This is a genomic window from Sphingopyxis sp. JAI108, assembly GCF_013410105.1.
Taxonomy (GTDB): domain Bacteria; phylum Pseudomonadota; class Alphaproteobacteria; order Sphingomonadales; family Sphingomonadaceae; genus Sphingopyxis; species Sphingopyxis chilensis.
In genome coordinates, this window is the sequence record NZ_JACCCJ010000003.1 from 87,568 (window position 1) to 99,995 (window position 12,428).

9 protein-coding genes are annotated in these 12,428 nt (G+C 66.2%); 4 read left to right on the forward strand and 5 right to left on the reverse strand.

Annotation, left to right across the window (positions count from 1 at the left end; translation table 11 throughout):
* Positions 1-16: 16 nt before the first annotated feature.
* Positions 17-1,381, reverse strand: a complete 1,365-nt coding sequence (locus tag HDC29_RS15060) for an MFS transporter (protein ID WP_257018317.1) — start codon at positions 1,379-1,381, stop codon at positions 17-19.
* 257 nt (positions 1,382-1,638) lie between these two features.
* Between HDC29_RS15060 and guaB the strand changes: the two genes are divergently transcribed.
* The 3 genes from guaB to HDC29_RS15075 all read left to right on the forward strand — a co-directional run bounded on the left by guaB (position 1,639) and on the right by HDC29_RS15075 (position 4,981).
* Complete coding sequence (gene guaB / locus HDC29_RS15065) at positions 1,639-3,096, forward strand: IMP dehydrogenase (RefSeq protein WP_179499082.1); 1,458 nt, start codon at positions 1,639-1,641, stop codon at positions 3,094-3,096.
* A 131-nt stretch (positions 3,097-3,227) separates the two neighbouring features.
* A complete protein-coding gene (locus HDC29_RS15070) occupies positions 3,228-4,418 on the forward strand; it encodes an RsmB/NOP family class I SAM-dependent RNA methyltransferase (RefSeq protein WP_179499084.1) in 1,191 nt (396 codons plus the stop codon).
* 32 nt (positions 4,419-4,450) lie between these two features.
* Positions 4,451-4,981: a tetratricopeptide repeat protein gene (locus tag HDC29_RS15075; RefSeq protein WP_179499086.1), complete on the forward strand. Its 531-nt coding sequence runs from the start codon at positions 4,451-4,453 to the stop codon at positions 4,979-4,981.
* 13 nt (positions 4,982-4,994) lie between these two features.
* Here HDC29_RS15075 and rsmA read toward each other — a convergent pair whose 3' ends face one another.
* The 4 genes from rsmA to HDC29_RS15095 form a co-directional block, all read right to left on the reverse strand.
* On the reverse strand, positions 4,995-5,834 hold the full coding sequence (rsmA, locus tag HDC29_RS15080; protein ID WP_373562816.1) for a 16S rRNA (adenine(1518)-N(6)/adenine(1519)-N(6))-dimethyltransferase RsmA: 840 nt from the start codon (positions 5,832-5,834) through the stop codon (positions 4,995-4,997).
* On the reverse strand, positions 5,831-6,850 hold the full coding sequence (gene pdxA / locus HDC29_RS15085; RefSeq protein ID WP_179499088.1) for a 4-hydroxythreonine-4-phosphate dehydrogenase PdxA: 1,020 nt from the start codon (positions 6,848-6,850) through the stop codon (positions 5,831-5,833). The genes rsmA and pdxA overlap by 4 nt, the downstream gene beginning before the upstream one ends.
* Positions 6,850-8,190: a peptidylprolyl isomerase gene (locus HDC29_RS15090; RefSeq protein ID WP_179499090.1), complete on the reverse strand. Its 1,341-nt coding sequence runs from the start codon at positions 8,188-8,190 to the stop codon at positions 6,850-6,852. The genes pdxA and HDC29_RS15090 overlap by 1 nt, the downstream gene beginning before the upstream one ends.
* 286 nt (positions 8,191-8,476) lie before the next feature.
* A complete protein-coding gene (locus HDC29_RS15095) occupies positions 8,477-10,780 on the reverse strand; it encodes an LPS-assembly protein LptD (protein WP_179499092.1) in 2,304 nt (767 codons plus the stop codon).
* 131 nt (positions 10,781-10,911) lie between these two features.
* Between HDC29_RS15095 and HDC29_RS15100 the strand changes: the two genes are divergently transcribed.
* Positions 10,912-12,357, forward strand: coding sequence for a leucyl aminopeptidase (locus HDC29_RS15100; RefSeq protein ID WP_179499094.1), 1,446 nt, complete (start codon positions 10,912-10,914; stop codon positions 12,355-12,357).
* Positions 12,358-12,428: the final 71 nt, after the last annotated feature.

The window sequence follows — 12,428 nt, forward strand, 5'->3', positions numbered from 1 at the left end:
CGGCGTTCCAGGGACCTCAGTGAACCGTCACGCCTGCGCTCGCCTGCCGCGCCGGCGCGCGTCCCGCGGCGATCGCGAACAGGCATAGCGCGACGTAGCAGGCGGCCGGCAGGGCCAGTGCAGCGGCGTAGCCGACCGCATCGGACAATTGCCCGACAAGATAGGGGATCGCCGCGCCGCCGACGATCGCGGTGCAGAGCAGCCCCGATGTGGCTTCGGCGCGCGCGGTCGAACGTTCGAGCGTCAGCGTGAAGATCACAGGAAACATGATCGAATTGAACAGTCCGATCGACAGCGCGACGAAGCCTGCGCTTACGCCGCCGACGGACACGATATAAAGGCAGAGCAGCGCCGCGACGGCTGTGAAGATGGAGAGCAGCTTCGATGCGGAGAAGCGCGCGAGCAGCACCGATCCGATCGCGCGGCCGACCATCGCGCCGCCCCAGTAAAGCGCGACCGCCTTTCCGGCCTCTTGCAACGAAACGCCGGCGACGCCGTCGCTGCCCATGATCCAGCCGAAGGTACCAAAGGCTGCGTCCGACTGTCCCCAGATTGCATCGCTGTTGAGGAACAGCGCCATCTGCGTCCCGATCGCCACTTCGGCGCCGACGTACAGGAAGATCGCGAAACCGCCGAGCAGCGCCCAGCGTGACGAAAAGGCTTCGCGGATCAGTTCCCCCATCCCGGCACGCTGGCCGATCGGCGCGGGTGGCACAGCTTCGTTGACGATCCGCCGGCTGAACCAGAAGAAGAAAAGCAACGCGATGATCAGCCCGCAGATCCAGAAATAGGCGGCGTCGATCCCGCCAAGCGCCTGCGCTCGCACCGCCTCGGTCACCACCATGCCCTCCTTGACCTCGACGCCTTCGAGGAAGAGGTGCGCGCCGATCAGCGGGCCGAGGAAGGTGCCGAAACTGTTGAAGGTCTGGCTGAATGTCAGGCGGAAATGGCTGCGTTTCGGGTCGCCGAGCGCTGCGGCGAGCGGATTGGCCGCGACCTGCAGGATGGTGATCCCGCTTGCGAGGATGAAGAGGCCCGCGAGCACGAGCGGATAGACGGCGAGATTCGCCGCGGCGAGCATGACGAGGCAGCCGACGACCATCGTCGACAACGCGGTCAGGATCGACGGTACCGAGTGAAAGCGGGCGATCAGCGCCGCTGCCGGGAAGGACATCAGGCCGTAGGCGATGAAAAAGGCCGATGCCGAAAGCTGCGCCTCGGCATCGCTCAGCGTGAAGATACCCTTCACCGCGGCGACGAGCGGGTCGATCAGCGACGTGATGAAGCCCCAGGCGAAAAACAGCACGGTTACCGCGGCAAAGGCCGCCATGGCAGTCGACCGGCCGCCACTTTGGACGCTCGCCTCGCTGGGCAGGTTCATTCGCAATATCCTCTTCGCCGGAACTATGTTATGCGGCGGGTCTAACGGGGCGTCGGAGGCAATGCAACCGGTTACATCGGTGCCGATGATGCGCGCCCTCAAGGCGCACCGGGCTCGCTCCCGAATCGCGCGAAATAATCGTTCGTCCCCCACTGGCGCGCGCGGGCGCGACTGGTTACATGGGCCGCCACCAAATGATTCGCGCGTGCCGCCCCGAAATCCGGGGCAGGCGCCGCCTGCACCAGAAAGTGGCATCCATGGAAATCATCACCGGCCTGACCTTCGACGACGTGCTGCTGGTGCCGGGTCCGTCGGATATCCTGCCTTCGGACGCCAATCTGTCGACCCAGCTGACCAGCGAGATCAGCCTGAACATCCCGATCCTGTCGTCGGCGATGGACACGGTGACAGAGGCCGACATGGCGATCCTGATGGCGCAGATCGGCGGGATCGGCGTGCTCCACCGCAACCTGACGGTCGAGGAACAGGCAGCGGCGGTGCGGCAGGTCAAGCGCTTCGAAAGCGGGATGATCGTCAATCCGATCACCATCACCCCCGACGCGCCGCTGTCCTTTGCGACCGCGCTGATGGATCAGCACCGGATTTCGGGCATTCCGGTGGTCGAGCCTGGCGGCAAGCTCGTCGGCATCCTCACGCACCGCGACGTGCGCTTCGCCGACAATCCCGGCCAGCCGGTGCGCGAGCTGATGACCGCGGAAAATCTCGCGACGGTGCGCGCCGGCGTCGGTCAGGACGAAGCGCGCAAGCTTCTGCACCAGCGCCGGATCGAAAAACTGCTCGTCGTCGACGATGATTATCACTGCATCGGCCTGATCACCGTCAAGGACATGGAAAAGGCGGTCAATTTCCCCGACGCGACGAAGGACGAAAATGGTCGCCTGCGGGTCGCAGCCGCGACGAACACCGGCGATAGCGGCGTCGAGCGCGCCGAGGCGCTGCTCGATGCGGAGTGCGACCTGATCGTCGTCGATACGGCGCACGGCCACAGCAAGGGCGTCGGTCAGACGGTCGAACGCATCAAGAAATTGTCGAACCGCGTGCAGGTGCTCGCGGGTAATGTCGCCACCGGCGACGCGACCAGGGCGCTCATCGACGCGGGCGCCGACGGCGTGAAAGTCGGGATTGGCCCCGGCTCGATCTGCACCACGCGTATCGTCGCGGGCGTCGGCGTGCCGCAGCTCACCGCGATCCTCGACAGCGTCGAGGCGGCGTCGAAGCTCGGCGTGCCGGTGATCGCCGACGGGGGCCTGCGTACGTCGGGCGACGTGGCCAAGGCGCTTGCGGCGGGCGCGTCGAGCGTTATGGTCGGGTCGATGCTCGCCGGCACCGCCGAGGCGCCCGGCGAGACCTTTCTCTATCAGGGGCGCACCTACAAAAGCTATCGCGGCATGGGTAGCGTCGGCGCGATGGCGCGCGGCAGCGCCGACCGCTATTTCCAGCAGGATATCAAGGACCAGATGAAGCTGGTTCCCGAAGGCATCGAGGGGCAGGTGCCGTTCAAGGGGCCTGCGAAGGACGTCATCCACCAGATGGTCGGCGGCGTGAAGGCCGCGATGGGCTATACCGGCAGCCGGACGCTCAAGGATTTCCGCGAGCGGGCGAAGTTCGTTCGCATCACCAATGCGGGTCTGCGCGAAAGCCATGTCCACGACGTCGCGATCACGCGCGAGGCGCCGAACTATCCGGCGGGTTGAATCCCATGCTTCGTCATTGCGAGGAGCGCAGCGACGCGGCAATCCAGGGATCGCGTAAACTGCTCTGGATGAGTTGGCCTGCGGCCGCCTTCGGCCCGCTTCGCTCGCAATGACGAAATAATGGGAAAGCCATGACCCCCGCCGCCCGCCTCCAGACGTCAATCGAGATCCTCGACGCCATCGCCGCCGCCGCGCGCGAGGGCGGGGCGCCTGCCGACGCGATCTTCGCCGAAGCGATGCGCGCGCGCCGCTATGCGGGGTCGAAGGACCGCCGTGCGATCCGCGCCCACGTCTATGACGCGATCCGCGCGGTGCGCTCGGCGCCTGCCTCGGGACGCGCCGCGATGCTGGCGCTCGTCGATGTGCAGCCCGATCTCGCGGCGCTCTTCGACGGATCCGGTTACGGCCCCGCACCGATCACGGACGACGAGGCGCGCGCCGAAACCGGGCTCGCCGCAGGGGCGCTGATTGACCTCTTCGACGCGCTCGTCGGCGAAGACGAGCATGAAGCGATGCTGGCGCGCGCGCCGCTCGACCTTCGCGCCAACCGCATCAAATCGTCGCAAGGCGATCTCTCCCATCTTTTTCCCGATGGCGAAGCGATCCCCGGCGCGCCGGATGGCTGGCGCCTGCCGCCCGAAACCGCGGCCGTCCAGCATCCTGGCTATGCCGAAGGCCGCTTCGAGGTGCAGGATGCGGCGAGCCAATATGCCTCCGCTGCGCTCGATACCGCGGCGGGGCAGGCGATCGTCGATCTTTGCGCGGGCGGCGGCGGAAAGACGCTCGCCATCGCGTCGCTCACCGGCAATGACGCCGAAATTCTCGCCTGCGACACCAATCGCGCGCGCCTCCAGCAACTCCAGCCGCGCGCCGAACGCGCGGGCGCGACGCGCGTCGAAACCCGCCTGCTCAATCCGGGGCAGGAAAGAGCGATGCTTGATGACTGGCAGGGCAGGGCCGACCGTGTCTTCGTCGATGCCCCCTGCTCGGGCAGCGGCACCTGGCGTCGCAGCCCCGAACTGCGCTGGCGCCTGACCCCCGCGCGGCTCGATCGTCATCGGGCCGACCAGGCGAAGCTCATCGACATCGGCGCCGATCTTGTGGCGCCCGGCGGCAAACTCCTTTATGCTGTCTGCTCGATCATCACGCGCGAGGGGCGGGCACAGGTGGACGATTTTCTGAACCGGCATCCGGGCTGGACCGCCGACGCGGGCTATCTTCCCGAGGGTATCGGCCGTGCCGCGGGCGCGGGTTTCCTGCTGACGCCCGGCCATGATGGCTGCGACGGATTTTTTCTCGCACGGCTGACATCGCCATGTTAGCATCCCTCTCGATGAAGCGATGGGAGAATGCGATGCGCATCAGTTTTCTGGCTATTGGCGCCGGCCTCGTTCTGGCCAGCCTGCCGACCGCCTCCGATGCCCAGCGTGCGGACAACGACATCTTCCCCCGCTCGATCGCGCTTCAGCAAGAAGGCCACAAGGCGCAGGACGCCGGCGACCTCGACCTTGCCATCGATTTTTACGAATCGGCACTCGCCGCCGACCCGCGCAACCGTTCGGCGATCATCGCGCTTGCGCAGGTCGCGCGTGCACAGGGCCTGCCGGGCAAGGCGATCGGCCTCTATCGCGAGGCGCTGATCCTTGAACCCAAAGACATCGTCGCGCTGACCGGGCAGGGCGAAGCGCTCGCCGACAAGGGCGCGCTTGAACTGGCGCGCGAAAAGCTGGTCGAGGCCGAGCGTGTTTGCGGCGCGAAATGCCCGCAGGTCGCCGCGCTGGAAAAGACGATCGCCTCGAGCGCATCGAAGCGCGTCGTCGCCGCCGAAGCGCTGGTGCCGACGCCGGTCGTCGCGACGGTCAAGCCGGCCACCGGCCAGAACTGAAATTCCGCGGTGCCTAGGCGCCAAGCGCACGCGCCAGCGCGACCCATTCGCCGACGCTGACGGTTTCGGCCCGCCGCGTCGGATCGATCCCGATCGCTTCGGCCGTGGCGACCGCGCCCTCGACCCCCTTCAAGCTTTGCCGCAGCATCTTGCGCCGCTGGCCGAACCCCTTTTCGGTCAGCTTCGACAGGATTTTCGGATCGACACCGTCGGGCTGATCGCCCGGGGTCACGTGGACAATCGCCGACATCACCTTGGGCGGCGGGGTAAAGGCCGAACGATGCACTTTCATCGCGATTTTTGCGTTCGAGCGCCACTGCGCGAGCACCGCGAGCCGGCCGTAAGCGCTCGTCCCCACCGGCGCGACGATCCGCTCGGCAACCTCGAGCTGGAACATCAACGTCAGCGACACCCAGCGCGGCGGCCATGCCGCGGGCTTGAGCCAGCGCGTGAACAGCGCGGTGCCCACATTATAGGGCAGGTTCGCGACGATATGGTAAGGCGTCCCGCTGGTCAGCGCCTCGACATCGACCGCCATCGCATCGTCGGGGACCACCGTCAGCTGACCCGGAAACGCCTCCGCCAGCTCGGCGAGGAGCGGCAGGCAGCGATCGTCGCGCTCGACCGCGATCACCTTTGCGCCCGCGCGCAGCAACGCGCGCGTCAGCCCGCCGGGGCCCGGCCCGACTTCGAACACCGTCGCGCCGCTCAAATCGCCCGGAAGTGCCGCGATCCGGTCGAGCAATTGCTCGTCGAACAGGAAATTCTGCCCCAGCGCCTTGCTGGCCGACAGGCCGTGGGCGCGCACCGTTTCGCGCAGCGGCGGCAGCGGCGTGCGCGGCTGGATCGTCACTTTGCCGGCGCGCAGCCGCGCTCGCGGGCCAGCGCCATGCGCGCGGCCATCGCGATCGCCGCGATCGTCGGCCCGGGATCGGCCCGGCCGGTGCCTGCGATGTTGAACGCGGTGCCATGATCGGGCGAGGTGCGGATGATCGGCAGCCCGAGCGTCAGATTGACCCCGTCATGGAAATGCAGCGCCTTGAACGGCGCGAGCGCCTGATCGTGATAACCGCACAGCAGCGCGTCATATTGATCGCGAATGCCGGGGGCGAAGAGCGCGTCGGCGGCAAGCGGGCCATCGACAAGAATGCCGTCCTGGGCAAGCTGGGCGACCGCGGGCTTCATCACCCGTTCTTCCTCGCTCCCGAGCTGGCCATTCTCGCCCGCGTGCGGGTTGAGTCCCGCCAGCGCGATGCGCGGCGTGTCGATGCCGAAATCGCGGCGCAGCCCGCGCGCGACGATCCGCGCCTTGGCGACGATCAATTCGCTCGTCAGCCGCTCCGGCACGTCCGCGAGCGGGATATGCACGGTCAGCGGCACGACGCGCAATGACGGCCCCGCCAGCATCATCACCGCATTGGTCGCGGTCACGCCGCAGCGTTCGGCGATGAATTCGGTCTGCCCGGGATGCGTATAGCCGATGCCGTGCAACGCATGTTTCGATACCGATCCGGTGACGAGCGCCGAGCTCGCCTGGTTGCGCGTCAGCCCGATGCCGGTTTCGAGCGCGTGGAGCGCGCAGGTCGCGCCGGCGGGCGTAGGCGATCCGGGGGTTAGCGGACCGCTGTCCTCAAGATGCCAGACGGGCAAGGCCGCGTCGAAGGTGCGCACGACCTCGTCCATGTCGCCGACGCGGGCCACGGGGCCGTCCCACACGGCTTCGATCGCGGCGAGGTCGCCGATCGCGACAAAGGGAGGAAGGTTGTTATCACGGCGCGCGGCCCATGCGCGCGCCGTGACTTCGGGGCCGACGCCGGCCGGGTCACCCATGGTGACCGCGATCGGGCGTCGAATGTTGCAATCCGACATCAGCTATATTCGATCACGGCATCCCGGCGCAGGTCGCGCAGATAGCGCTGGGCCCGCTTGTTGACCTTGTCCTCCAGCAGTTTCTGCTCGATCTGCTCGAGGTTCGGCGCCGTCGCCGTCTGCGGCATGTCGCGGCCGCAAAGGACAAGGACGCTGACGCCTTCGTTCGCGGCGCCGAAGGGCTGCGTCGTCTGCCCGATCTGGAGATTGGCGAGCGTGGCCTGGAGCGGCGCGGGCAGCGCGCGCATTTCGATATTGTCGCGCGACACGACGCTCGCGCCCAATTGCTGCGCCACCGCGTCGGCGCCGCCGCAGCCGGCGATGGTGCGCGTGGTTTCGGCGAACTTGCTGGCGAGTTCGGACGCCTTTTCCGGTGTCGTCCCCGCCGGGAAATCGAGCGAAAGCTGCTTGAGGCTCAGGACCGCGTCGCGCGGATCGGCGGTCAGCACCTGGCGCCGGTCGATCAGCAGCATGATCGAAATGCCGCCCGGCACCTCGATCGGCCCGACGAGCTGACCCGGCTGCATCTGCGTTGCGGCCTCGCCCATCGACGCGGGCAGCTGGCCGGCTTTCACCCAGCCCAGGTCGCCGCCGACAACCGCCGTCGATGCTTCGGAAAACTGGCGCGCATAGGCGGCAAAGCTGCCACCCGCCTGCAACGCCTGGATGATCTTCTTCGCATTTTCGGTGACCGCGGCCATATTGTCGGGGGTCGCCGACAGATAGATTTCACCGAGGTGAAATTCATCCTGACCCTTGGCGGCTTCCATCTGTTTGACGATCAGGTCGACCTCTTCGGTCGATACGTTGGTCGTCGACTGGATGTTGCGCGACAACAGTCGATCCCATGCAAATTCGCCGCGGATCTGCTGCTTCACCGCCGCGGCGGACGAGCCTTTCGAGGCAAGATACTCCGAAAATTGTTCGGGCGTCTGCTTGAAGCGCGTCGCGAGCCGGGCGAACTGCTCGTTGACGATATTTTCGTCGATCGCGATTTCGGCCGCCTTCGCTTCCTGGATCTGCAGCTTTTCATCGATCAGGTTGCTGAACACCTGGTTGCGCAACCGCTCGACCTCTTCCGGCGGCAACTCGACATTGTTGTTGGCGATGCGGATCAGCGCCATACGCTGTTCGATGTCGGTCGCGGTGATGATTTCGCCGTTCACCGTCGCCGAGGGGCGATAGACGTTCGGCTTGGCATCGCCGTAAAGCTGCACATTGCCGGGGATGTTGAGGCTGGTCGTCGGCACTTCGCTGTCGGGGACGGTTTGGGCCAGCACGGGCACCGCACCGACAGCGGCCAAGGCGATCAGGCCGGTCATGGTCGAAAATTTGGTCATCTTTACCCTATTCGAGAAAGTCCGGACGCTCCGTATCAGCGGACACGCCCGATGGTCCAGCGCAATCCGCCATCGGAGCCATTTGATGTCGGCGCGGATAGCGCGGGGACGCTTAACCTAGGCTGAGCGGAAACGACCGTCGACTTTTGAGGTGGAGAGCCGCCGCTTGTGAACCCCGGCGAAAGCAGGGGCCCAGAGCGGGAACGCGCTGAGTTCGCGCCGGTGTTCCGGACTCCGGCTTTCGCCGGGGCGCACATCTCCAACGATGGCTTCCGGTCGACTGCCGTCAGAACCCCAGGTTGCGGAACGCGATGCGGAACGAAAAGCTGTTGCCGCGCCGTGCATCGCCGGTATCCGCATAATCGCGCCGCCAGGTCAGCGCGATCGACAGGCATTCGTCGTCATAGGCGAGGCCGAGACGGTGCCGAATCGGCTCGAACCCGTCGGCATCGCTCAGCGGATCGTCGCTTTGCTGCGTCAAATCGACGATCGCCGATCCGAACAGCGACCAATGTTTCGCGAACGCGACGCGCCCGCCCGCCCGCACTTCCTCGCGGTCCTGCAAATCCTCGCCGAGCAACAGGATGTCGCGGTTGAGCCGCGAATAGCCGAGCACCGCATAGGTCGAGCGGTTGCCGATCGTCGCGTCGAATTCGTTGCGGCGGATCGCGAGATTGTCCTTGTCGAGCCGGTAGCGGTGGGTCAGGCGCAGGAAATCCCTGTATGCAATCGTCGTCCGGCCGACGATGTCCGACGTGCGGTCGGTCAGGCCGGTGCCGTCGGGGAACAGGCTCGGCTTGTCGGTCAGACGATAGCTCTGCCCGACGATGCTGTTGATGTTGAAGCCCGGGAGGCTGTAATTCCATTCGAGGCCATAGGTGATGCGCGCGCCGTCCTCGAACCGGTCGTGGCCGTTGAAACGGTTGATCGCGAAGAGATTGCTGTCTTCCAGGTCGAAGGCGCGCGAATCCTCGTTCGGAATGTCGAGATTCTTGATCGGCGGCGTCGCGACCACCTGGACGCGCGGGGTCAGCGTTTGCGTCCCGCCGGCGAATTCGCCGATGAACGGCCAGCGCATGTCGGCGGCGATCGCAGCGATCCCGCGCGCCTGCCAGCCCGACTTGCCGCGATAGCCGGGGATTTCGGTCAGCAGATTTTCGTCGCTGTGATAAACGTCGCCGCGCACCATCGCGGTCAGGGTGACTTCCTGCCCCAGCCCGGTCAGTCCGCGCAAATTCCACTGCGCGCCGGCAAAGGCGCGCTGCGTGTCCTGCCCCGCGGTGCGGCCGATCGCGAGCGTGTTCAACTGCAGCTCGAACTGCCCGCCGAAGATCGGATCGTCGAGCCGCTGGCGATAATCGATGATCGGCAGCGCGATCGGCTGCTGGCCCTGAATGTCGTTGACGCGCAGCGTCTGCGTCGCCCAGCCGGCGATGGAGAGATAGCTATTGCCGCCGATCCGTTCGAGTTCGAAGGTCGAGCGCAGCCGGTCGTCGCGGCTGATGTCATAGCGGCGCATGAAGGTGCGGTCGGTCGCGATGCGCCCCGAATAGGTAAGGCTCCAGCGCGGATCGAACTGGAACTTGCCCGCGCTTTCGAGATAGCCGCGGAACCTTTTCTGGCTGTCCGGGTCCTCGCCGACCAGCGGGACGAGCGAACCATAGGTCGCATAGCCGTTGATGCGGAACGACCCGATGTCGGTCAGCGCGCGGAACTCGCCCTCGATCATCGGCGCCGCGTCGGTGTAGAGATGCGGCGTGATCGTGATGTCGCGATCGGGGGCGAGGCGCAGATAATAGGGCACCGCGATCTCGAAGCCGTTGCTTCGGTCGAGCCGGATTTCGGGCACCAGGATGCCGCTGCTCGCCTCATTGTTGATCGAATGGCTGAGGCCGGGGAGCGGGATCAGCGGCAGCCCGAAAATCTCGACGCGCGCGCCCTTGTACCGCACCTTGTTTTTCACCCGGTCGTACATCACGCGGACGGCGCGGATCTGCCAGCTCGGATTCTTGGGACAGCCGTCGTCATCCTCGACGGGGCAGGGGGTATAGGCGGCATTCTCCAGCTCGATATTGCCGTTGTCGAAGCGCGTGCCCTTCACCGCAGCGAGGCGCGATCCATTGTCGAGCACGACGAGCAGATTCTCGACCACGCCGTCGCGCAAGCTGTCGGTGAGCTCGATCTTGTCGCCATAGGCGGTGTCGCCCTCGGGATTCTTGATCGTGACATTGCCTTCCGCAAAGACTTGTCCCGTCTGCCGGTTCCACGTCACCTTGTCCGCGCGCATCTCGATCGCTTCGCGGTTCATCTGGACATTGCCCTCGGCGATGACCACCTCGGATTCGCTGTCGTAATTGAGGTTGTCGGCGGCAAAGCCGATCTGCTGCTCGCTCTGGGTATCAGGCGCGTCGGATGTCGTCGGGGCGACGTCGGGCGTCTGGAGGTCGGGTTCCCCCACGACCTCTTGCGCCTCGGCCGGATTCGCCTCGCTCTGGGCCAGCACCGGACTGGCGGCCAGCGCAAAGCCGCTCGCCGTCGCCAGCCAGAACGGCCGCGCATCCGCTGCCCGATGGAACAAAGCCCAGCTCATTTAATCCCTTTGTCCCAGACCCTAATCGATGCGTCCCGGCTTGGACCGGCTGCTTTGTTTTTGCAACTCGCAGGCGAAACCCCTATCGGTCCGCCACGTTCCAATCAATCATCGCATAAGAAAGTTAAGGCATGGACATTCAGTTTGTCGCGCAAATCGATGCGTCTGCCGACGTCGTCGCTTTTCCGGTCCGCAAGGGCGAGGCGGGCGCGCTCGGGGCGCTGCTCGGTGCGGCGGCGGCGCAGGCGCGCTTCGATGGCGCGGCGGGTACGATCGCCGAAACCGCGGCGATCGACGGCGCACAGGCGAAGCGCCTCCTGCTCGTCGGTATCGGCGAGGGCAGCGAGCAGGATCTTGAACGCGGCGGCGCGGCGCTGACCGCGAAGCTCCAGACGAGCGGTGCGACCCAGGTCCAAGTCGATTTCGCGAGCACCGGGCCGAGCGACGCCGACGATGTGCTCGCCTTTGCGATGGGCGCGCGCTTGCGCAACTGGCGCCTCGATACCTATCGCACCCGCCTCGCCGACAAGGCGAAACCGAGCCTCAAGACGGTGACGATCGCGTCGCCGCACGGCGACCTTGCGGCGCGCTGGGCCATAAATGAAGCGATCGCCGATGGTGTCGCGCTCACCCAGACGCTCGTCGCCGAACCGCCGAACATCCTCTATCCCGAAAGCTTCGTCGAACGTTGCCAGCATCTCGCCGACCTTGGCGTCGAACTGGAAGTGCTCGACGAGCGCCAGATGAAGGCGCTCGGCATGGGCGCGTTGCTCGGCGTCGCGCAGGGCTCGACGCGCCCGCCGCGCCTCCTCGCGATGCGCTGGAACGGCGGCAATCCGGGCGACGCGCCCGTGGTCTTCATCGGCAAGGGCGTCACCTTCGACACCGGCGGGATCAGCCTCAAGCCCGGGCCGGGCATGGACATGATGAAATGGGACATGGGCGGCGCAGGCGCGGTCGCGGGTGCGATCAAGGCGATCGCGGGCCGCAAGGCGAAGGCGAATGTCGTCGGCGTCGTCGGCCTCGTCGAGAACATGCCCGACGGCAACGCGATGCGCCCCGGCGACATCGTTACCACCATGTCGGGGCAGACGGTCGAGGTGCTCAACACCGACGCCGAGGGTCGCCTCGTCCTCTGCGACGCGATCAGCTGGGCACAAAAGGCCTATGATCCCAAGGTGATCGTCGATCTCGCCACGCTGACCGGCGCTATGGTCATCTCGCTCGGCCACGAATATGCGGGCATCTTCGCCAATGACGACACGCTCGCGACCGATCTGCTCGCAGCGGGCGAGGCGAGCGACAACAAGCTGTGGCGTTTCCCGCTGTCGCCCGCTTACGACAAGCTGATCGACAGCCCCATCGCCGACATGAAGAATATCGGCCCGCGCGAAGGCGGCTCGATCACCGCGGCGCAATTCCTGAAGCGCTACGTCGAGGATGGCGTCGCCTGGGCGCACCTCGACATCGCGGGCATGGCGTGGGCGGACAAGGACGGCCCGGTCTATGCCAAGGGCGCGACCGGCTACGGCGTGCGCCTGCTCGACCGCTACATCGCCGCCAAACACGAAGGCTGATCGTCCTATGCTCGTCATTGCGAGGAGCGAAGCGACGCGGCAATCTCCTGCTAGCGGCCTTGCGCAAGGCT

Coding starts and splice junctions, on each gene's coding strand:
- HDC29_RS15060 (WP_257018317.1), bottom strand. CDS start 1,381: ATGAACCTGCCCAGCGAGGCGAGCGTCCAAAGTGGCGGCCGGTCGACT.
- guaB (WP_179499082.1), top strand. CDS start 1,639: ATGGAAATCATCACCGGCCTGACCTTCGACGACGTGCTGCTGGTGCCG.
- HDC29_RS15070 (WP_179499084.1), top strand. CDS start 3,228: ATGACCCCCGCCGCCCGCCTCCAGACGTCAATCGAGATCCTCGACGCC.
- HDC29_RS15075 (WP_179499086.1), top strand. CDS start 4,451: ATGCGCATCAGTTTTCTGGCTATTGGCGCCGGCCTCGTTCTGGCCAGC.
- pdxA (WP_179499088.1), bottom strand. CDS start 6,850: ATGTCGGATTGCAACATTCGACGCCCGATCGCGGTCACCATGGGTGAC.
- HDC29_RS15090 (WP_179499090.1), bottom strand. CDS start 8,190: ATGACCAAATTTTCGACCATGACCGGCCTGATCGCCTTGGCCGCTGTC.
- HDC29_RS15095 (WP_179499092.1), bottom strand. CDS start 10,780: ATGAGCTGGGCTTTGTTCCATCGGGCAGCGGATGCGCGGCCGTTCTGG.
- HDC29_RS15100 (WP_179499094.1), top strand. CDS start 10,912: ATGGACATTCAGTTTGTCGCGCAAATCGATGCGTCTGCCGACGTCGTC.